At 66.2% G+C, this 18,879-nt stretch carries 19 protein-coding genes; 11 read left to right on the forward strand and 8 right to left on the reverse strand.

Features of this window, described 5'->3' with window-relative positions; genetic code table 11:
* Nucleotides 1-708: 708 nt before the first annotated feature.
* The 4 genes from cueR to H2037_RS08955 all read right to left on the reverse strand — a co-directional run bounded on the left by cueR (nt 709) and on the right by H2037_RS08955 (nt 4,811).
* The gene (cueR, locus tag H2037_RS08940) at nt 709-1,125 is read right to left on the reverse strand and encodes a Cu(I)-responsive transcriptional regulator (RefSeq protein WP_292120526.1); all 417 of its coding nucleotides are present in this window, start codon (nt 1,123-1,125) and stop codon (nt 709-711) included.
* A complete protein-coding gene (locus tag H2037_RS08945; protein ID WP_292120527.1) occupies nt 1,122-3,605 on the reverse strand; it encodes a heavy metal translocating P-type ATPase in 2,484 nt (827 codons plus the stop codon). Before H2037_RS08945 ends, cueR begins: the two co-directional genes overlap by 4 nt.
* 118 nt (nt 3,606-3,723) lie before the next feature.
* Nucleotides 3,724-4,260 (reverse strand): DUF305 domain-containing protein, encoded by a 537-nt coding sequence (locus H2037_RS08950; protein WP_292120692.1) that lies wholly within the window; start codon nt 4,258-4,260, stop codon nt 3,724-3,726.
* Nucleotides 4,261-4,346: 86 nt separating this feature from the next.
* The gene (locus tag H2037_RS08955) at nt 4,347-4,811 is read right to left on the reverse strand and encodes a DUF4396 domain-containing protein (protein ID WP_201462424.1); all 465 of its coding nucleotides are present in this window, start codon (nt 4,809-4,811) and stop codon (nt 4,347-4,349) included.
* A 102-nt stretch (nt 4,812-4,913) separates the two neighbouring features.
* On the opposite strand from H2037_RS08955, the gene H2037_RS08960 reads away from it, so the two are divergent.
* The 9 genes from H2037_RS08960 to H2037_RS09000 all read left to right on the forward strand — a co-directional run bounded on the left by H2037_RS08960 (nt 4,914) and on the right by H2037_RS09000 (nt 15,443).
* Nucleotides 4,914-5,105: a heavy-metal-associated domain-containing protein gene (locus H2037_RS08960; protein WP_201462423.1), complete on the forward strand. Its 192-nt coding sequence runs from the start codon at nt 4,914-4,916 to the stop codon at nt 5,103-5,105.
* Between the two features lie 115 nt (nt 5,106-5,220).
* Nucleotides 5,221-5,583, forward strand: a complete 363-nt coding sequence (copC, locus tag H2037_RS08965; RefSeq protein ID WP_201462422.1) for a copper homeostasis periplasmic binding protein CopC — start codon at nt 5,221-5,223, stop codon at nt 5,581-5,583.
* Between the two features lie 4 nt (nt 5,584-5,587).
* On the forward strand, nt 5,588-6,274 hold the full coding sequence (locus H2037_RS08970) for a hypothetical protein (protein WP_292120538.1): 687 nt from the start codon (nt 5,588-5,590) through the stop codon (nt 6,272-6,274).
* Between the two features lie 106 nt (nt 6,275-6,380).
* Nucleotides 6,381-7,652, forward strand: a complete 1,272-nt coding sequence (locus H2037_RS08975) for a TolC family protein (RefSeq protein ID WP_292120542.1) — start codon at nt 6,381-6,383, stop codon at nt 7,650-7,652.
* Nucleotides 7,649-9,163, forward strand: a complete 1,515-nt coding sequence (locus H2037_RS08980) for an efflux RND transporter periplasmic adaptor subunit (protein WP_292120545.1) — start codon at nt 7,649-7,651, stop codon at nt 9,161-9,163. Before H2037_RS08975 ends, H2037_RS08980 begins: the two co-directional genes overlap by 4 nt.
* On the forward strand, nt 9,160-12,309 hold the full coding sequence (locus H2037_RS08985) for an efflux RND transporter permease subunit (protein WP_201462419.1): 3,150 nt from the start codon (nt 9,160-9,162) through the stop codon (nt 12,307-12,309). The genes H2037_RS08980 and H2037_RS08985 overlap by 4 nt, the downstream gene beginning before the upstream one ends.
* Nucleotides 12,306-12,710 carry a copper-binding protein gene (locus H2037_RS08990; protein ID WP_201462418.1) on the forward strand — a complete coding sequence of 135 codons (405 nt, stop codon included), beginning with the start codon at nt 12,306-12,308 and terminating at the stop codon, nt 12,708-12,710. Before H2037_RS08985 ends, H2037_RS08990 begins: the two co-directional genes overlap by 4 nt.
* A 61-nt stretch (nt 12,711-12,771) precedes the next feature.
* Nucleotides 12,772-12,894 (forward strand): hypothetical protein, encoded by a 123-nt coding sequence (locus H2037_RS08995; protein ID WP_267904126.1) that lies wholly within the window; start codon nt 12,772-12,774, stop codon nt 12,892-12,894.
* On the forward strand, nt 12,894-15,443 hold the full coding sequence (locus H2037_RS09000; protein WP_292120557.1) for a vitamin K epoxide reductase family protein: 2,550 nt from the start codon (nt 12,894-12,896) through the stop codon (nt 15,441-15,443). The genes H2037_RS08995 and H2037_RS09000 overlap by 1 nt, the downstream gene beginning before the upstream one ends.
* A gap of 117 nt (nt 15,444-15,560) precedes the next feature.
* Here H2037_RS09000 and H2037_RS09005 read toward each other — a convergent pair whose 3' ends face one another.
* The 4 genes from H2037_RS09005 to H2037_RS09020 all read right to left on the reverse strand — a co-directional run bounded on the left by H2037_RS09005 (nt 15,561) and on the right by H2037_RS09020 (nt 18,010).
* Nucleotides 15,561-16,292 carry a PepSY domain-containing protein gene (locus H2037_RS09005; RefSeq protein ID WP_292120560.1) on the reverse strand — a complete coding sequence of 244 codons (732 nt, stop codon included), beginning with the start codon at nt 16,290-16,292 and terminating at the stop codon, nt 15,561-15,563.
* A gap of 13 nt (nt 16,293-16,305) precedes the next feature.
* Nucleotides 16,306-16,779, reverse strand: a complete 474-nt coding sequence (locus H2037_RS09010; protein WP_201462415.1) for a DUF411 domain-containing protein — start codon at nt 16,777-16,779, stop codon at nt 16,306-16,308.
* A gap of 50 nt (nt 16,780-16,829) precedes the next feature.
* The gene (locus H2037_RS09015; RefSeq protein ID WP_054765336.1) at nt 16,830-17,297 is read right to left on the reverse strand and encodes a nuclear transport factor 2 family protein; all 468 of its coding nucleotides are present in this window, start codon (nt 17,295-17,297) and stop codon (nt 16,830-16,832) included.
* Nucleotides 17,298-17,386: 89 nt separating this feature from the next.
* The gene (locus tag H2037_RS09020; protein ID WP_292120566.1) at nt 17,387-18,010 is read right to left on the reverse strand and encodes a DUF2231 domain-containing protein; all 624 of its coding nucleotides are present in this window, start codon (nt 18,008-18,010) and stop codon (nt 17,387-17,389) included.
* A gap of 144 nt (nt 18,011-18,154) precedes the next feature.
* On the opposite strand from H2037_RS09020, the gene H2037_RS09025 reads away from it, so the two are divergent.
* Entirely contained in the window at nt 18,155-18,436 is a 282-nt protein-coding gene (locus H2037_RS09025; RefSeq protein WP_066551049.1) for a hypothetical protein, read from the forward strand.
* Complete coding sequence (locus H2037_RS09030; protein WP_112862307.1) at nt 18,433-18,873, forward strand: periplasmic heavy metal sensor; 441 nt, start codon at nt 18,433-18,435, stop codon at nt 18,871-18,873. The genes H2037_RS09025 and H2037_RS09030 overlap by 4 nt, the downstream gene beginning before the upstream one ends.
* Nucleotides 18,874-18,879 lie beyond the last annotated feature (6 nt).

The following is an 18,879-nucleotide window of genomic DNA, read 5'->3' on the forward strand; positions in this document are numbered from 1 at the left end:
GCCAGCGCTCCATGATCATCCAGCAGAAGACGGGGCGACCTGTCCCGTTCGAGATCACGAAGCCTACGCGATAAATCTCCGAGCAGATCGCCCTCTAGATGCGACGTCAGTGGGTCCACCGCGAATCATTCCCACTCGATTACATCAGCGCCAGTAGTGTTATGATCTTTAGGTGTTTTTTCACGCATGAAGCTGACGGCACCGTGTCGCTGTCCGAAAATACACAGGACTGTTGAAAACACTGATGAAATATTACCATGTAAAAAGCGCGTGATCACGACATCTTTCGAGATGTATTGACAATGTCAAAAGCATCGTTTGTCAACGAATCGCGCCGGTGCACACCTTACTTCTCAGATACCATGAGGGCCTACCGCGAGAACAGCCTCGGTTTACGGGTCGATCTCATCCGCCTCAGCCGCAGCGGCGCCCCTCGGTCTCGCCGCGTCAAAGTCGCGAGCAGCCGCCAGTCGGCCGAGAGCCCGGGCCAGATTGAGCAACCCCTCCTGCGCGCGGGCAGCCTCCTCCGGCGTGCTCCGCTCCAGCACTTCCACGCTCCCGTCCGCACCCAATCGCACGATGCCCATGGTCGCCCCCTGTTGTGTCGGTAGGGGGCCATGCCGGCACCGACACGTCCAGTCACGGCCCTGCTACTGATCCGGGTTCTCGACCATGGCCAATTCAGTTCCTAGGTCGCACGGCTGTCCCCTACAACGAAGGCGCAACACTACCCGCCGATGGCCCTGCCAAGTCGGACAGGATCGGGCAATCGGGACGATCATCGCCCGCGCAACAGTGGGCAAGGTGCCGCAGTGTGTCGGCCATCGACTGCATCTCAGCGATCTTGGCATCGAGATCCGCGACGTGTTTTTCCGCGACCGTCTTGACCTCGCGGCTGGGGCGCGCGCGGTCTCTCCAAAGCGCGAGCAGCTGACCGATCTCTTCGACTGAAAAGCCCAAGTTTCGGGCACGCCGGATGAAGCGCAGCTCGTTGATGTCCCGCTCGCCGAAGTCGCGATAGTTGCTATCCGTGCGGTCCGCTGGCCGGATGAGGCCGACGGACTCGTAGTAGCGGATCATCTTGGTCGACACGCCGGTCGCCTTGGAGGCCTGGCCGATGTTCATGCGACATCTCCTTCGAAGCGGGTCTTGAAGCCGCGCAGACGCAACGCATTGGTCAGTACGCTGACGCTCGACAGGGCCATCGCGCCGGCCGCGAGCATGGGCGACAGCAACCAACCGAACAGCGGGAACAGCAAACCCGCCGCCACGGGGATCAGCACGACGTTATAGCCGAACGCCCACACCAAGTTTTGACGGATGTTGCCCATCGTGGCGCGCGACAGAGCGACAGCGTTCACCGCGCCGCGGAGGTCTCCGCCGGTCAGGACCACATCCGCGCTCTCGATGGCGACGTCCGTTCCGCCTCCGACGGCGAGGCCGACATCCGCCGCCGCGAGAGCTGGAGCGTCATTGACGCCGTCTCCGACGAAGGCGACGCGACGGCCGCCGATCTGAAGGGCGCGGACCGCCTCGACCTTGCCGTCCGGCAGGATCTCGGCGTGCACCTCGTCGATACCGAGGCGGCGGGCGACGGCCTCGGCCGTGCGGCGATTGTCGCCGGTGACCATCGCGACCTTCAGACCCAGCGCGTGAATGGCGGCGATGGCGGCCGAGGTTGTGGGCTTGATCGGATCGGCGACGGCGATGATCGCTGCCAAGCGGCCGTCGATCGCCGCGTAGAGCGGGCTCTTGCCCTCCTCTCCCAATTGCTCGGCCTGGACGGCGAAGACGGTAAGATCGTGGCTCAAGCCGCGCATCAGCCGGTCGGCGCCGACCTGAACGGATCGTCCGGCGACCCGGCCCTCGGCGCCAAAGCCGGGACGAGACAAGAAGGTCTCAGGATCAGGAACCGGCAGACCTCGCTCCTCCGCGGCCCTGATGATGGCGCGGGCGATCGGATGCTCCGACCGGGTCTCCAGCCCGGCGACAAGGCTGAGCACCTCGTCCTCGGCAAAGCCTTCGGCGACGGTGAGGTCCGTCAGTTCCGGCCGTCCCTCGGTCAGGGTGCCGGTCTTGTCGAAGGCGACGACCTCGACGCTCTGGAGCGCCTGAAGCGCCTCTCCCTTGCGGAACAGGATGCCGAGTTCGGCGGCGCGGCCAGTCCCGACCATGATCGAGGTCGGGGTCGCAAGTCCCATGGCGCAGGGGCATGCGATGATCAGCACCGCGACCGCATTGACGAGGGCGAAGCCCAGCGCCGGCTGCGGGCCGAAAACGAGCCAGACTCCGAAGGTCAGCACGGCCACGGCGATGACGGCGGGCACGAACCAGCCGGTGATCCTGTCGACCAGCGCCTGGATGGGCAGCTTGGCGCCCTGGGCCGCCTCGACCATACGCACGATCTGCGCCAGCACGGTCTCAGAGCCCACCTTCTCAGCCCGAAAGCGGAAGGCGCCCGTGGTGTTGATCGTGCCGCCGACGACTTTGGTGCCCTCGATCTTCTCGACCGGGATCGGCTCGCCGGTCAGCATGGACTCATCGACATACGAGCCGCCGGACAGCACCGAACCGTCGATCGGAACGCGTTCGCCGGGCCGGACGACGATCACGTCGCCGGGCGTGACCTGATCGATCGGCAGTTCGATTTCCGATCCACCCCGTTCGACGCGGGCGGTCTTGGCCTGGAGCGTCATCAGACGGCGAATGGCCTGGCTGGTCTGGCCCTTCGCGCGCGCTTCGAACCAGCGGCCGACGAGGATCAGGGTGACGATCACCGCCGCCGCCTCGAAATAGAGGTTGGCGGTCCCGTCCGGCAGCCATTGGGGGAAGAATGTCGCGACGGTCGAGAAAGCCCAGGCGGCGGTGGCGCCGAGCACGACCAGCGAGTTCATGTCCGGCGTCAGCCTGACCAGGTTCGGCACGCCTTTGCGGTAGAAGCGCAGACCCGGAACGAAGAGCACGAAGGTCGCCAGCACGAAGCTGATGATCCGCCATGGCGTCATGCCGATGGAGTCCATAAGCCAGCCGTGGGCGCCGGGAACGAAGTGCAGCGCCATCTCGATGACGAACAGGGGAAGGGTCGCGGCGCCGGCGACGGCGACGGCGCGTCCCAGGCTGCCGATTTCGGCCGCTCGCGAAGCCTGCTCGCGATCCTCGCTGGTCGCTTCGGGCGCGGAAGCCGCCTCGGCGGCGTAGCCCGCCTTGGCCACGGCCTCTGTCAGGGCGCGGGCGTCAATGGCGCCTTCCAGAACCCGGACGGTGGCGCGTTCCGTCGCCAGGTTGACGTGCGCATCGAGGACGCCGGGCGCCGCCTTCAGCGCGCGCTCGACACGGCCGACGCAACTCGCGCACGTCATGCCCGTGATCTTCAGTTCGACGGTGCGTTCGATCGGCTCGTAGCCGGCGGAACGGATCGCCTCGGTCACCGCCGCCGCAGAGCCGGCGCCGTCCAGCTCCACTCGCGCGCGTTCGGCCGCGAGGTTGACCGTGGCGCTTTTCACGCCGGGCGCGGCTCGGATGGCCTTCTCGACCCGCCCGACACAGCTGGCGCAGGTCATGCCCAGCACGGGAACGTCGAGGATTCGCAAGGGCGTAGTTGTCATCGGGACGGTCTCCAAAATCGAAGTCCCGCCCTTGATGAAGGTTCCAGTCATGGGAAGGTCAAGGACCCCGCCAAAGCAGCGTCACACGACGTCGCTTGGCGGCGCGATCGCTCCTAGCCTATCGCACCGCCTCCCGGATTTTCGGCTGCATGTCGGGCGTGAGCACCGCCGGGCGGGCCGGTAACGGTTGGTCAGCGCGTTCTCCATTTTGATCGATGTCGGCGAGAAGAAGCTTCATTTCCTCGATCTCACGAACCTGACTGGAGATGATCTCGTCCGCCAGTTCTCGCACACGGGGGTCGCTGATCGACGCCTTTCGAGCGTTATTGATCGCGATCGAATGATGCGGGATCATCGCCTTCATAAAGCTCGAGTCGCTGACCAGCGTCTGCGAGCGGTTCATGTAGAGCAGCGCGACGCCAAGGACGGCGGCCGTAACCACGATCACGGTCTTTGTGCGCTTGCCCTCATACATGGCCCACATGAACCCGAGCATGATAATGGTCATGACGCAGCCCATGATGAGCGACGCCATCATCCGGTTCAGACTGAAGAAGACGTGATCCCAACTGTAAACCAGCTGATACATGAGGAAGAACATCACCACCGTCGAGGTGGCGATCATGCCGGCGAACCGGCCCCAACCCATTGTCATTTTCACTCTCCCAGTCCTTGTTCTTGAAACCGGGGCAACGGATGGGACCGGCCGGCTGTTCCGGTCTCGGCGGTCAACCGGACGGCTCAGTGACGATGATGAGCGTGCACGACCGCGTGACCTTTACCCCGCGCGATCAGCCAGCGATTGACGGGAAAGGCGGCGGCGCCGGCGATCGCGAGCGCGGCTCCGAGGCTGCCCCAGAAGAGCGGCGAGTCCAGATGAGCGTCCATCGCGCCGGGAATGACCAGCATGATCGCGTTGTCCACGATCTCCATGATCGCGATCGAGACCGTGTCCGCCGCCAAAGCCAGTTTCAGTACCGCCCCGAACGCCAATCCGGCCCGCAGCAGCGGGACCATGGTGAAGGCGTAGCCGAAGATGAAAGCCAGACCGACGGCAAGGGCGATGGTCTGCAGGGCGCTCCATCCGAGCGCCGTTCCGACGGCCATCCCGATAACCTCGCCCACGGCGCAGCCCGACAGGCAATGAAGCGTCGCGGCGAAGGCTAGACGGTTCAACGATACGCCGTGAGCGTGCGCCTGCGTCATGGGCTCGTGTCTTGCGAAGGACGGAGATTGAGCAGCACCCCTTGACCTTCCCATCTTGGGAAACCCCACCTGCCTGATCGTCGATCGACAAAGGAGATGACGATGATCGAGTTGAAGGTTGAGCGGATGACCTGCGGCGGCTGCGCCGCGACGGTGCGGGCCGCCGTGCTGGAGGTCGCGCCCGCGGCCCGGATGGAGATTGAGATCGCCACCGGGACGCTCAGAGTGGAGGGAGACGCCGACGAGGGCCGCGTCCGGGCGGCGATCGAGCAGGCCGGCTACGGGGTCGCCTGAGCAGGATCGCAGCCGGTCCCTGGATCGGCCGCGATCGTCCATCATTGAGGGACGCGCCCCTACGGCGCGTAGAGAACCATAACGCCGTAACCGGCAGAACGTCTGGAGACCCAGTATGCGTAACTTCAACCCTGCCCCCTTCGTCGCCATCGCGACGGCCGTTGCTCTGGTCGCTGGCCCCGCGGCGGCTCACGCCCGCCTGGTTAGCGCCTCGCCGGCGGCGAACGCCACGGTCGCGCCGACGCGGACGGTGAGCCTGACCTTTAGCGAGCGCAGCGTGCCCGCCTTCTCCAGCTTCGACGTCGTCAACGCAGCAGGTGAGAAGGTCGCGATCCGGGTCTCGGCATCGGAGGACGGAAAGACCCTGACGGGAACCCTGGCTCGCCCATTGACGGCCGGCGCCTATCGCGTCGACTGGCGCATCGCGTCGAGCGACGGCCACCGGATGACGGGATCCTACGCCTTCTCGGTTCGGTGACCCCGTGCTTGAAGTCGCGGTCATCGCACTCCGCTGGCTTCAATACAGCGGCGCGGTCGTGCTCCTCGGCGCGCCGCTGTTCCTGCTCTACAGCCTCAAGGGCGGCGACGGGAGGCGACGGACGTTCGCTCTCCGGCGAGGGAAAATCTGCCGCCGCAGAATGGATATCAACTGCTCTGGCAGGGTCGCTGCATCCTTTGTCTTCGAACGCGGCGAGAGAGGGGACATGCAAGGTGTGGCGCCACCTCCTTTAGCTGCATGCGGATCGGATCTGAGCTCACCGCCTTTGATGACATTTGCGTCAGTGATCGGGGTGTGGAATGATCGAGGAATGTGGAGCTTGCTGCGCATACTGATCGTTTCATTGGCGTTTGTCGGCTTCGTCGCACAATCGGAAGCGAGAGCGACAGCCATCTTCATGACGCCGGCTGAGGCTCCGGCTGAAATGAAGGACTGCCCCGACATGGGCGTGATTTCAGCGGATGCTGCTCCGCGTCCTCAAAAGGCGCCATGTAAAGAGTTGACGGCGGACTGCATCGCCAAGATGGGCTGTGGTCTGGTTTCGCCGGTGCTTGCGATCAGCCCGTCTATTGATCGCCCGGCCCCGACACTTTCTCTTGCTTATCGCTCGGTCAGCCACCCGTTAGCCGGGCTTTTCCCCTCGCCGCCTCGAGATCCGCCAAAATCTTGACCTTGACCGCTTTATCGTGAGTCCGCGACGCCTGTGCGCCGCCGGGCTATGGTTGAACGGCTGATCTCCAATTCTTCGGAATTGGAGCGGGTCAGGAGTCCTTATCTTGTTATACAGATTTTCCGGCAGGGCGCGCCGCATCGCGTCTGGCTGGGTTCGCGCGGCCGTCGTCGGTTGCAGCCTTTCTGCCGCCGGCTACGCGCGCGCCGAACCTCTGACTTATGATCAGGCCCAATCCCTGGCGAATTCGGACGCGCCAATTGTCCGCGCTCGAACCTTGGACGTCGAGGCGGCCGAGGCTTCGGCTGAGGCGGCCGGTCGTCTTCCCGACCCGCGTCTAAAGTTCGGCCTCAACGGATTCCCGGTCTCCGGCCCCGCGTCTGGCCGGTTTGATGGCGTCATGATGACGAACGTCCAGATCGGACTGCAGCAGGATGTCCCCAGCCGGGCCCGGCGTCGTGCCGAACGCGACATCGCGGAAGCGGACATCGGCGTTGCCCGAGCTCGAGAAGAAATAGTTCGGTGGCAGGTCCGGACCGCGACCGGCCAAGCTTGGATCGAACTTTACTACGCTGAGCAAAGACTGAAGCTGTTGGAGGAGGTGCTCTCCAACCTTGATCCTCTGTGGGACAGCGCCCCCGCCGGCCTCGCCTCGGGCGCAGGTCGACCAGCGCAGATCCTGGGGCCTGTTGAGCTTCGCGCTTCTCTAGAAGATCGCCGCGACGCCCTGAGAATCGCCCTTGCAAGGGCGCGCGCTGAACTCTCACGCTGGACCGGAGATCCGGCCCCCACCACCATCGGATCACCGCCCGTAATCGACCTCGAGCCTGAGGATGTGGACGTCGATCTCTCGGGACTTCCGACTGTCCGCGCCTACGACGCTTTCGAGAGGCGAGCGGAAGCAGAGCTAGATCTCGCACGGGCCGGTCGTCGCCCCGACTGGGCGTTCGAAGTCAGCTATGCCCGCCGAGACCCGATGTTCGGCGATTTGGTTTCGCTGGGAGCCAGCGTGCGTCTTCCACTATTTCAAGACACGCGACAGGGGCCAATCATAGCAGCGCGGGGGGCAGCGGCTCGCCGGGTCGGTGCAGAAGGCGAGGCCGCGGAGCGGGAGTGGGCGGCGAAACTGTTGACCGACATTGCGGAATATGAAGCCGCTCGAACCCAGTGGATTCGCGCCCGGGATGTTGTTCTGCCCAACTTGCGCACGCGAGCCGATCTGGAAACCGCCAGCTACGCGGCCGACCGCGCCGGGATTCTGGAGATTCTGGACGCCTTCACCGCCTTGGCCGACGGCCGGTTGGACGTCCTCGACAAAGAGGCCGAAGTGGCGCGCCGGGCGGTTCTCTTCACCCTGACCTACGGGAGCGATCAATGATCCGCATTGGGCGCAGAAAGCTTCGCCTTGCCGCCTACGCGGCCGGGCTGGTGATCCTTGGCGGCGTGGCCGCTCTTGGACTGACGCGGCTGGGAGGCGGCGAGGCGCCCGTTCCCGCCGCTGCGGGCGAACGCGAGGTCCTCTACTGGTACGACCCCATGGTCCCGGCCCAGAAGTTCGACAAGCCGGGCAAGTCGCCCTTCATGGATATGCAGCTGGTGCCGCGCTATGCCGATGAGGGGACAGGCTCGGCGGCGGGCGTTCGCATTGACCCGGCGCTGGTTCAGAACCTGGGTGTCCGGTTCGCCACGGCCAGATCAGGCACGCTTGAGGGGGATCTGACCGCCAGCGCCGTGATCGATTACAATGAACGGGATTTGGCCGTGGTTCAGGCGCGCGCGGCTGGTTTCGTCCAGCGGGTCTACGGACGCGCGCCCGGCGACGTCATCGCCGCCGGGGCGCCGCTAGTCGACCTGCTAATACCGGATTGGGGCGGAGCCCAGCTCGAATACCTCGCGGTCCGTCGCACCGATGACGCCGCCCTGATCCAGGCGGCGCGCCAGCGGCTGTTGTTGCTGGGCATGCCGGAGCCTCTGATCACGGCGGTCGAGCGCTCCGGTCGTCCGCGCACCACGGTGACCATCACCAGCCCCATCAGCGGCGCCATCAAGACCCTGGGCGTGCGTGCAGGGATGAGCGTGCCCGCGGGTCTGACCCTGGCCGAGATCAACGGCCTGTCGACCGTCTGGCTGAACGCCGCCGTGCCCGAGGCCCTGGCGGGGCAGCTTCGGGTCGGTCGATCGGTCGACGTCAGCCTGGCGGCCTTCCCGGGCGAGCGGCAGGCCGGTCGATTGACGGCGCTCCTGCCAGAGGTCGCCGGCGACAGCCGGACCCTGACGGCGCGGATTGAACTGCGCAATCCGGGGGGGCGGCTTCGCCCCGGCATGTACGGACAGATCACCTTCGGCGGCTCGTCGACGCCGGCCCTGCTGGTGCCGTCGGAGGCGGTGATCCGCACCGGCCAGCGCACCCTGGTGATGCTGGCGACGGAGGGCGGGCGCTATCAACCGGCCGAGGTCCGGGTCGGGCGCGAGGCCGGGGGGCAGTCGGAGATTCTCGCCGGACTGCGTGACGGCGAACGGGTCGTCGCCTCGGGTCAGTTCCTGTTCGACTCCGAGGCCAGTCTGTCCGGGATCGAAGCGCGCAGCCTGGAGCAGGCCAGGGCGCAGACCGGAGCCGCGAATTCGGCGCCGGGACCGGTATCGGCAACGGCTGCGACCCCAACCTACCGGGCGAGTGGGCGCGTGCAGGCCATCGGGGGCCGTTCAATCACCTTGGCGCACGGCCCTGTGCCGGCTCTGGAGTGGCCCGCCATGACCATGACCTTTGCGGTGCCGGATGCGGTTCCGCTGGCCGGCCTCTCAGTCGGAAGTCGGGTTGATTTCACCTTCGACAGGGTCGGCGGCAATCCTACCATCCGCAGCCTGACCCGGCGGGAGGCGAGCCGATGATCGCCGCCATCATTCGGGCCTCGGTCAATGGACGCTTCCTCGTCCTGCTGGCGACGCTGGCGCTGGTCGCCGGCGGCCTCTGGGCCGTGCGCAGCACCCCGGTCGATGCTCTCCCTGACCTGTCGGACGTGCAGGTGATCATTCGCACCTCCTATCCCGGTCAGGCCCCGCAGATCGTCGAGAACCAGGTCACCTATCCGCTCGCGACCACCATGCTGTCGGTGCCCGGAGCCCGCACGGTGCGCGGCTATTCCTTCTTCGGCGACAGCTATGTCTATGTGCTGTTCGAGGACGGGACCGACCTCTACTGGGCCCGCTCGCGGGTGCTGGAGTATCTCAGCCAGGTCCAGGACCGCCTGCCCGACACCGTCCGACCCGCGCTGGGTCCGGACGCCACCGGGGTCGGCTGGGTCTATGAATACGCCCTCGTCGACCGCACGGGTCAGCATGACCTGTCGCAGCTGCGCAGCCTGCAGGACTGGTTCCTGCGCTATGAGCTCAAGACCGTCCCCGGCGTGGCCGAGGTCGCCAGCATCGGCGGCATGGTGCGCCAGTATCAGGTGGTGCTCGACCCCGCCAAACTGGCCGCCTACGACGTCACTCACCAACAGGTCGTGGCGGCGATCCGGCAGGGTAATGGCGAAGCCGGCGGCTCGGTCCTGGAGCTGGCCGAGACCGAATTCGTCGTGCGCGCCAACGGCTATCTGACCACCCTCGACGACTTCCGCGCCGTGCCGATCCGCACGGCCGCGGGCGGCGTTCCGGTTCAGCTGGGCGATGTCGCCACGATACAGATCGGCCCGGAAATGCGACGCGGCATCGCCGAGTTGAACGGCGAGGGCGAGGTCGCCGGCGGTGTGGTGATCCTGCGGTCGGGCGGAAATGCGCGCGAAGCGATCACGGCGGTGCGTGAGCGACTGGAAACCCTCAAGGCCGGATTGCCGGCGGGCGTTGAGGTCGTAACCGTCTATGATCGCTCGCAGCTGATCGATCGCGCCATCGAAAACCTCAGCACCAAATTGCTCGAGGAGTTCATCGTCGTCGCGCTCGTTTGTGGCCTGTTCCTGTGGCACGCGCGTTCGGCCCTGGTGGCCATCATCACCCTGCCGCTGGGCGTGCTGGCGGCCTTCATCCTGATGCATCTGCAGGGCGTCAACGCCAACATCATGTCGCTGGGCGGCATCGCCATCGCCGTCGGGGCCATGGTCGATGCGGCCGTGGTCATGATCGAGAACGCGCACAAACATATCGAGCGATGGGAGCATGATCATCCCGATCAGACCCTTGCAGGCGAAGCCCGCTGGCGGGTGATCACCGAGGCCGCCGTCGAGGTGGGACCGGCCCTGTTCCTCAGCCTGGTGATCATCACCCTGTCGTTCATCCCGGTGTTCAGCCTTCAGGCCCAGGAGGGGCGGCTGTTCGCGCCGCTGGCCTTCACCAAGAGCTATGCGATGGCGGCGGCGGCGATCCTGTCGGTCACCCTCGTGCCGGTGCTGATGGGCTATCTGATCCGGGGCCGGATCCCGGCCGAGCAGAGCAATCCGATCAACCGCTGGCTGACCCACATCTACCGCCGACCGCTCGACTGGGTGCTGCGGCGTCCCCGCGCCACCCTGCTGATCGCCCTGGCGGTGTTCGCCACCTCGGCCTGGCCGATCAGCCAGCTGGGCGGCGAATTCATGCCGCCGATGGACGAGGGTGACCTGCTCTATATGCCGACCGCCTTGCCGGGCCTGTCAGCGGCGAAGGCGTCCGAACTGCTGCAGCAGACGGACCGCATGATCCGTTCTGTGCCCGAGGTGGAGAGCGTGTTCGGCAAGGCCGGCCGGGCGGATACGGCCACCGACCCCGCCCCGTTGGTGATGTTCGAGACCACGATCCGCTTCAAGCCGCGCGACCAGTGGCGGCCCGGGATGACGCCGGAGAAGCTGGTCGAGGAATTGGATGCGGCGGTACGCGTCCCCGGTCTGGCCAATATCTGGGTGCCGCCGATCCGCAACCGCATCGACATGCTGGCCACCGGGATCAAAAGCCCGATCGGGGTCAAGGTCTCCGGCGCCGACCTCCAGGCCATCGACCGGATCGCCGCCGAGGTCGAGGCGGTGGCCAGGACCGTGCCCGGCGTCAGCTCGGCCCTGGCCGAACGGCTGACGGGCGGGCGCTATATCGATATCGACATCGATCGACAGGCGGCCAGCCGCTACGGTCTCAATATCGCGGATGTCCAGAGCATCGTCGCGGGGGCGGTCGGCGGCGAAACCATCGGCCAGACGGTCGAGGGGCTGGCCCGCTATCCGATCAGTGTCCGCTATCCGCGCGAGATCCGCGACAGCCTGTCGGAGCTCCAGGCCCTGCCGGTGCTGACGCCCTCGGGCCAGCAGATCACCCTCGGCACGGTCGCTGACCTTCAGGTCACGGACGGTCCGCCGATGCTGAAGTCGGAGAACGGCCGCCCCACGACCTGGGTCTATATCGATGTTCGTGGCCGTGACTTGGCCTCGGTCGTCGGCGACCTGCGGTCGGCGGTGGCCGAAAAGATAACTCTAAGTCCCGGGGTGAGCATCGCCTATTCCGGGCAATTCGAATATCTGACGCGCGCGGCCGAACGGCTGAAGATCGTGGTCCCGGCCACCCTGCTGATCATCTTCGTGCTGCTGTATCTGACCTTCGGGCGGTTCGACGAGGCGGCCTTGATCATGGCCACCCTGCCGTTCGCCCTGACCGGCGGGGTCTGGCTGCTGTATCTGCTGGGCTATCACCAGTCGGTCGCGACCGGGGTCGGCTTTATCGCCCTGGCCGGTCTGGCGGCCGAGTTCGGCGTGGTGATGGTGATCTATCTGAAGACTGCGCTCAACGACCGGGGTCCAAACTCCGAACCGGCCGAGGTCGAGACCGCTGTCCGCGAAGGAGCCCTGCTGCGGGTTCGGCCCAAGGCCATGACCGTGGCGGTAATCCTGGCCGGTCTTTTCCCGATCCTGATCGGCCACGGGGCCGGTTCGGAGGTGATGAGCCGCATCGCCGCGCCCGTCATCGGCGGCATGCTGACGGCGCCTTTGCTGTCCATGCTCGTTATTCCCGCAGGCTATCTGCTGCTGCGACGCCGCAGGTCTCGCTCGAAGACGTCAATCCAAGGAGAAACACCATGAACCACGCCCTGATCCTGTCCGCCGCCGCCGCCCTCGGCTTAAGCGCCTGCGGTCAATCCGAGACCGCGCCGGCCGCCGACCCGGCTCCCGCCTCTGAAATGCCCATGGCGTCGAACGCGTCCGACATGCCGGGGGCGCCGGATATGTCCGGCATGCCGATGGCGGAGGGGCAGGACGCCAAGACCGGCGCCGGCACAGGCACGATCACGGCTGTCGACGCCTCGGCCGGCACCGTCACCATCGATCATGGCGCGATCCCGGACGTGGGCTGGCCGGCCATGGCCATGACCTTCACGGCCCAGGCCGCTGTGCTGGCGGACGCCAGGGTCGGAGACCGGGTCGCTTTCGACGTCTCGATCCACGACGGGGTCAATGAGGTCACCGCCCTGCGCCCGCAGTAGTCGGACGCCGAGGCCCGCGGGGGGCCCGTCTTCGGACGGGCCTGAACAAGGAGAACGCGCGATGATGGATGAAAGCGGAATGGGCTGGATGATGGGCGGCATGGGGCTGGTCAGCCTTCTGGTGATCGTCGCTCTGCTGCTCGCGATCGCCGCCCTGATCAAATGTCTGCGGGGGCGCGGGTGATGGCGGCTCCAGCCAGCGATCGGCCGGTCGTCATCGTTACCGGCTCGAGCGGTTTCATCGGCTCGGCCCTGGTCAAACGTCTGGCCAAACGCTTCCGGGTGATCGGTTTCGATCGCGACCTGCCGCCCCATCCCCCTGCCGGCGCCGAATGCGTCTGCATCGACCTGGCGGATGACGCCAGCGTCGAGGCGGCGTTCGACCGGGTCCGGACAGGATACGGGCGCAAGATCGCTTCCGTCATCCATCTGGCGGCCTTCTTCGACCTCAGCGGCGAGCCCGACCCGCGCTACGAGGCGGTGACGGTGCGCGGAACCGGCCGCCTCCTGGACGGCCTCCAGGCCTTCGACGTCGAACAGTTTGTCTTCTCCAGCACCATGCTGGTGCACCAGCCGACGGAACCGGGCCGGCCGATCGACGAAACCGCGCCGCTCGACGCGAGTCTGCCCTATCGCGAATCCAAGGTTCTCACCGAGGCCTTGATCCGCGAAAAGCGCGGCAAGATCCCCGCCGTCTTCCTGCGGCCGGCCGGTATCTATGACGACGGCGGTCACTCCGCCTTCCTGGTCCAGCAAATCGCCCGCATTTACGAGAAACGGGCCAGCGCGCGGATCTATCCAGGCAGTCTGGCCACCGGCCAGCCCTCCCTGCACCTTGATGACCTGATGGCCGCCATCGCTCGGGTGATCGATCGACGCGCGGATCTGCCAGAGGACTTTCCGGTCCTGCTCGGTGAGACCGACGTGATGACCTATGACGAAATCCAGCGCGATCTCGGTCGGCTGATCCACGACGAGGCATGGGAGACGCTCTCCATTCCCAAGGCCGCCGCCAAGGCGGGAGCCTGGGCGGAAAGCGCCGTCTTCGATGAGGATGGTTTCATCCGGCCGTGGATGGTCGACATCTCCGGAGACCACTATGAGCTCGACCTGACTGCGGCGCGGACCCATCTGGGCTGGTCTCCGAAACACACCCTACGCAAGAGCCTGCCGACCATCGTCGCCGGGCTGAAGGCCGACCCCTTCGCTTGGTATCAGGCCAACAGGCTCAACGCGGCCAGGGTCGCTGACGACAAGGTCGAGGCGGCGGCGGGGCGGGCCCACGCCATGAAGCCGGCGGAACACAGTCGGATGCTCGCCGAGCACACCCGCTCCATGCGCAGCATGCATTTCGACATGCTGTGGGTGCATTGGCTGACCATGGGGTTGGGCCTGTGGCTGGCGACGGTTCCGTTAATCTTCGGCGTCTTCACCCAGACCGAGTTCTCGGCCGCCATCCTGACGGTCACCGAGGAACGGAATCTGTGGGCGCCCGCCCTTCGCAACGCCCTGAGCGGCTGGAACGACGTGATCAGCGGCGTCCTGATCATGGTCTTCGCCGGGTTCTCCATGTCGCCGAGGGGCGGCTGGGCCCAATGGGCCAACACCGTCATCGGTATCTGGCTGCTCGGCGCCTCCATCCTGTTCTGGACGCCGAGCGCGGCGGTCTACAGCAACGACATGCTGGTCGGCGCCCTGGTGGTGGCCTTGACCATCCTGATCCCGATGATGCCGGGGATGAGCATGGAAGGGATGATGGACGAGACTGACACCCCGCCGGGCTGGAGCTATTGTCCTTCGACCTATCTCCAGCGCGTTCCGATCATCGCCCTGGGCCTGGTCGGTCTCGTGCTGTCAAGGATTCTCACCGCTTATCAGCTAGGCCATATCGACGGGGTTTGGGAGCCGTTCTTCAATGTTCCCGGGCCGCTCAACGGAACCGAGCGCGTCATCACCTCCGACATGTCCAAGGCCTGGCCGGTTGCCGACGGCGGGGTCGGGACCATCACCTATATGATCGAGATTCTGATGGGGGCGATGGGCGGCCGGGCGCGGTGGCGCACCATGCCGTGGATGGTGTTGTTGTTCGGTATCGTCGTCGTTCCGCTCGGCGTGGTCAGCATCTATTTCATCATCGCCCAGCCTATCGTCATTGGCACCTACTGCACGCTCTGCATTGCGGCGGGCATCGCCATGCTGATCATGATCCCCTATTCCCTCGACGAACTGGTCGCCATGGGACAGTTCATGGTGCTGAACACCCGCCGAGGACGGCCCTTCTGGCGCGCCTTCTTTCGCGGCGACGCCCTGCCCGGCGGGACGATTGATCGCCGGGCCGGGTTCGGGGATGGAGTTCCGGCCGCAGCCGCCTCGGCGCTGCGGGGCGTCAATGCGCCATGGACCCTGGTGGTCTGCGCGGCACTTGGGGTCTGGCTGATGTTCTCGCGACTGGCCGTCGGGACTGAGGCGCCTCTCGCTGACAGCGATCACCTGATCGGAGCCCTGATTGTAACAACCTCCGTCATTGCCATGGCGGAAGTGGCGCGGCCCCTCCGCTTGCTGAACATTGTCCTGGCGACCTGGCTGGTGCTTAGCCCATGGATCATGGAGCAAAGCGGATTGATCTCTACGATCTCCGTAGTGCTCACCGGCTTGGCCGTCATGGTGCTGAGCCTTCCGCGCGGCCGCCGAAGCAAGGAGCATTACGGCGCCTGGGATCGGTTTATCGTCTAAGATTTGAGGGTTCACCCCGATTCAATTACCGACGACCTGGCCCCTCGGCGGCACCAAGTGCCGTCCCTGACCAAGGTTTATCGTTTCGCTGCCTGGATCAGGGGCGCCCTCTGCACCCTAATTTCCAGGACCGCCCGGCCGCCGGAACGCCCTGAACGCCTTCAGATCCCGCGCCAAACGGATCCAGAGCAGGATGATCCCCGTGATCACGATGCTCAGGGTGAGAACGGTCGTGATGATGATCAGCGGGTGGTTGAAGTTCTCGCCGGTCTTCCAGTCCATGATGTGGAGCCGCCAGAAGAAGTCGTAGAACCGCCAGACGCCCGAACGGCGCGTCACCACCTCTCCGGTTGCCGGCGACAGGTAGAAGGTCGTCTGCTCGCGGTCGGCGAAATCGACCCTCCAGAGCGGTCCTGTCCGGCCGGTTTCCTGAGGCGCCGTGGCCAGCAGCACGGCGTCGGACACCTTCGCCTCGCCCTTGTAGCCCGTCCGGGCGAACGCCGAGGCCTCGCCAGCGGACATCGGCCCGAAAGGAAGGCCTGTGACGGCGGACACGACGACGGGCTCTCCATCCGTCGGTTTCAGCGTCCAGGCGGGCCCGCGCGGCGTCGTGCGCAATTCCGCCTGGATTGGCGCCACGCCCGCGCGACGGGCCACGACGGCGAGGGTCGGAAGAGCTCCAACCTCAAGCAGAGCCGGCTTGAGTTCGGCCGCGCGATGTTCGCTACGCACCGTCTCGATCGGAATGACGGTCATGACCAGACCGCCGCCGACCCAGAACAGAACCTGCAGCCCCACCACGAGGGCGACCCATTTGTGAAGCTGGGTCGACAGCCTGAGAACCTTCATGGAACGAACCCGACTAGCCGTGACGCGCGAAGACGCGTGTGCCGCCGCCCTCGAGGATCAGCAGGGTCTCATAGGGCTCGCGCTGGCCGTCCGGCGTCTCCATGCCCGGCGACCCCAGGGGCATCGCCGGAACCGCCAGGCCCACGGCCTTGGGACGCTCGGCCAGAAGCCGTCTCACGTCCTCGGCCGGCACATGGCCCTCCAGAACATAGCCCCCGATCAGGGCGGTGTGACAGGACGCGAGGGCTTCGGGCACGCCTTGGGTGCTGCGGATCGAGCGGAGACTGGGAAGCTCGCTGATCCGCGCCTCGAAGCCCGCGGCGCGCATGTGATCCACCCAGGCCGTGCAACAGGCGCAGGTCGGCGTCTTGTAGACGGCGAGCTCGTTCGACGCGCGACCGACCGGGGCGCAGGCCGCGACCGCCAGGGCGCCCGTTCCCATGGCGATGAGACTGCGGCGTGAGAGTGGAATGGAGTGGGATCCCATGAGACCTCAAGAAAACGATGTGCAAACGGCGCTGACCGTCGCGGTCGCGCTCAGGCCGCCGGACGGAAAGGCCGCGCCGAGGAATGATAGATGTCGAACCTCCACTCGTCACCTCGCTTGCGCAGGACGCTGGTCGCGGCGCCGCGGCGTTCTATGGGAGCTCGCGCGCCGTCCTTGAAGGTGATGTGGTAGGTGTAGGTCTCGCTTACGAAGGCCGTATCGCCATCGACCTCGATCTTCATGTCGTGGTCGCGGAAGTCGAACCCAGCGAGATCGGCGAACTCAGGACCCAGATGGTGCTCCAGATAGTAGGCGAACGATCCCTCCACGCCGCCGTTCTCGAAGATTTCGGAGTCGGACCAGAACAGGGCCGGCGTCTGCGACACATCCATCCGCTCGATGGCGGTCTTGTAGGCGGTGACCACGGCGCGGACCTGTTGTTCGTCCGCGGTCTGGGCCTGCGAGGCGGTGGCGAGGAGAGCGGCGACCGCCAGTCCGGCGAAGGTTGAACGAAACATCGTGGGCGAGGCTCCTGTTTGCCGGCCGCGAAAGGTGTGTCGGACGGGCGTGGGTGAAAAAACGACAAGGTTGAACGACGGCGCGGCCTTCAGAACATCAGATGTCTCACGCCGTGGGTCAGCATGCCGCCCAAGAGGCCGTTGATCACGACGGCGACGGCGGTGAGCGTCAACAGGCCGATGTAGACTCTCTCGCGCCCGGGCCCCGGCCGGCGGACCCAGTGCTCCTTCGCCCACCAGCTGAGGAGGCCCAGCGCGGCGATCGAAGTGCCGAGCCATCTGTGAGAGGCGTGGGTCGCGTCGTCCCGTCCCGGCATCCCCATGGCGAACCAGCCCAATGCCACTGCGCCGACCGCGGAGATGGCCGCCAAGGCGATGATGACGCGCGTGCCCTGGGTCAGGACCGGACGCCGGAGGGTCAGGGCGGCGATCTCGAGGAGGGCGGCGACGAGGAACAGGGCGATCGGAAAATGCACCGCGGCCGGGTGCATGGCGCCGAGCCAGCGGTACAGGCGCTGCGGCATGGGTTTCGGACCCTCGTCCGCCATCATGGCCCCGTGGTCCATGTCGGCCGCCATGCCGGGCATGGCCATCATGTCCGATTGCGGCCCCTCGGCGGTCGATGCGGCGCTCTGGCCGCGAACCGCCGGGGCGTCATGATCCTCGTGCGCGATCGCGGGCGCGCTCACCGACAAGGCGAGCGCGAGTCCCAATGCCGGGAAAAATCCGCGTGATGTCATAAACCCTCTCCACTCCTGTCCCTTCTGCTATCTACGCAGCGCGAGGTCCGCCCCCTCGCCCGAGGGATGTCACGGTCTTGGCCGTAGTAGGATGTAGGGGCGCAAGGAGAGTGTTCGATGTCGCTTAAACTGGATGACATTCTGGCCGAGTCCGCGATGACGCCCATCGGCCGGTCGCTCGACGGGCTCGAACCGCTGGTCTGGAGCCGGGTCGAGACGCTTCGCGGCGAACGACTGGCCACGCAGGTCCGTCTCGGCGCGGTCGCCGTGGCCCTCGCCACCGGTCTGACGGCGGGCGGCGTCGGCGCGGCCGCCGCGCCGAGCCCGCCGGGAGAGATGGCCATCTTCACGGTCGATGCGGGCCTGTCGCCTCTGGTGAGACTGGAAACCGGGCGGTGATGCGCGGCTGGCGCGCGATCGTCCTGACGGCCGTGCTGGCGGCCGTCGCCAGCGGCGCGGGCACCTGGATCAGCGCCAGCTGGGTGCTGAGCCGGCGCGAGCCGCCGTCCCTGCACGACATCGTGCACCACGATCTCAAGCTGTCGCCTGACCAGTTGACGCGCATCGAGGCGGTCGAGGCCCGGTTCGCAGCGCGTCGGCCCGCGCTCGAAGCCGATGTCCGCGCGGCCAACCTCGAGCTGGCGCGCGCGATCGAACAGAGCGACGGCGACGGTCCCCCGGTTCAGGCCGCGGTCGACCATTTCCACGTCGCCATGGGCGCCCTTCAGAAGGAGACGATAGCCCACGTCTTCGAGATGCGGTCGGTGCTGACCCCTGCCCAGGCCGAGGTCTTCGACGACCGCATCGTGGCGGCTCTCGCGCCCGACGAAGGCTAGCGTTCC

It is taken from the genome of Brevundimonas sp. (assembly GCF_013912065.1).
In the GTDB taxonomy this organism is placed as follows: domain Bacteria; phylum Pseudomonadota; class Alphaproteobacteria; order Caulobacterales; family Caulobacteraceae; genus Brevundimonas.

Coding starts and splice junctions, on each gene's coding strand:
- H2037_RS08980 (WP_292120545.1), top strand. CDS start 7,649: ATGATCCGCATTGGGCGCAGAAAGCTTCGCCTTGCCGCCTACGCGGCC.
- H2037_RS08990 (WP_201462418.1), top strand. CDS start 12,306: ATGAACCACGCCCTGATCCTGTCCGCCGCCGCCGCCCTCGGCTTAAGC.
- H2037_RS09025 (WP_066551049.1), top strand. CDS start 18,155: ATGTCGCTTAAACTGGATGACATTCTGGCCGAGTCCGCGATGACGCCC.
- cueR (WP_292120526.1), bottom strand. CDS start 1,125: ATGAACATCGGCCAGGCCTCCAAGGCGACCGGCGTGTCGACCAAGATG.
- H2037_RS08985 (WP_201462419.1), top strand. CDS start 9,160: ATGATCGCCGCCATCATTCGGGCCTCGGTCAATGGACGCTTCCTCGTC.
- H2037_RS09005 (WP_292120560.1), bottom strand. CDS start 16,292: ATGAAGGTTCTCAGGCTGTCGACCCAGCTTCACAAATGGGTCGCCCTC.
- H2037_RS09000 (WP_292120557.1), top strand. CDS start 12,894: ATGGCGGCTCCAGCCAGCGATCGGCCGGTCGTCATCGTTACCGGCTCG.
- copC (WP_201462422.1), top strand. CDS start 5,221: ATGCGTAACTTCAACCCTGCCCCCTTCGTCGCCATCGCGACGGCCGTT.
- H2037_RS08945 (WP_292120527.1), bottom strand. CDS start 3,605: ATGACAACTACGCCCTTGCGAATCCTCGACGTTCCCGTGCTGGGCATG.
- H2037_RS08960 (WP_201462423.1), top strand. CDS start 4,914: ATGATCGAGTTGAAGGTTGAGCGGATGACCTGCGGCGGCTGCGCCGCG.
- H2037_RS09015 (WP_054765336.1), bottom strand. CDS start 17,297: ATGTTTCGTTCAACCTTCGCCGGACTGGCGGTCGCCGCTCTCCTCGCC.
- H2037_RS08950 (WP_292120692.1), bottom strand. CDS start 4,260: ATGACAATGGGTTGGGGCCGGTTCGCCGGCATGATCGCCACCTCGACG.
- H2037_RS08955 (WP_201462424.1), bottom strand. CDS start 4,811: ATGACGCAGGCGCACGCTCACGGCGTATCGTTGAACCGTCTAGCCTTC.
- H2037_RS08995 (WP_267904126.1), top strand. CDS start 12,772: ATGATGGATGAAAGCGGAATGGGCTGGATGATGGGCGGCATGGGGCTG.
- H2037_RS09010 (WP_201462415.1), bottom strand. CDS start 16,779: ATGGGATCCCACTCCATTCCACTCTCACGCCGCAGTCTCATCGCCATG.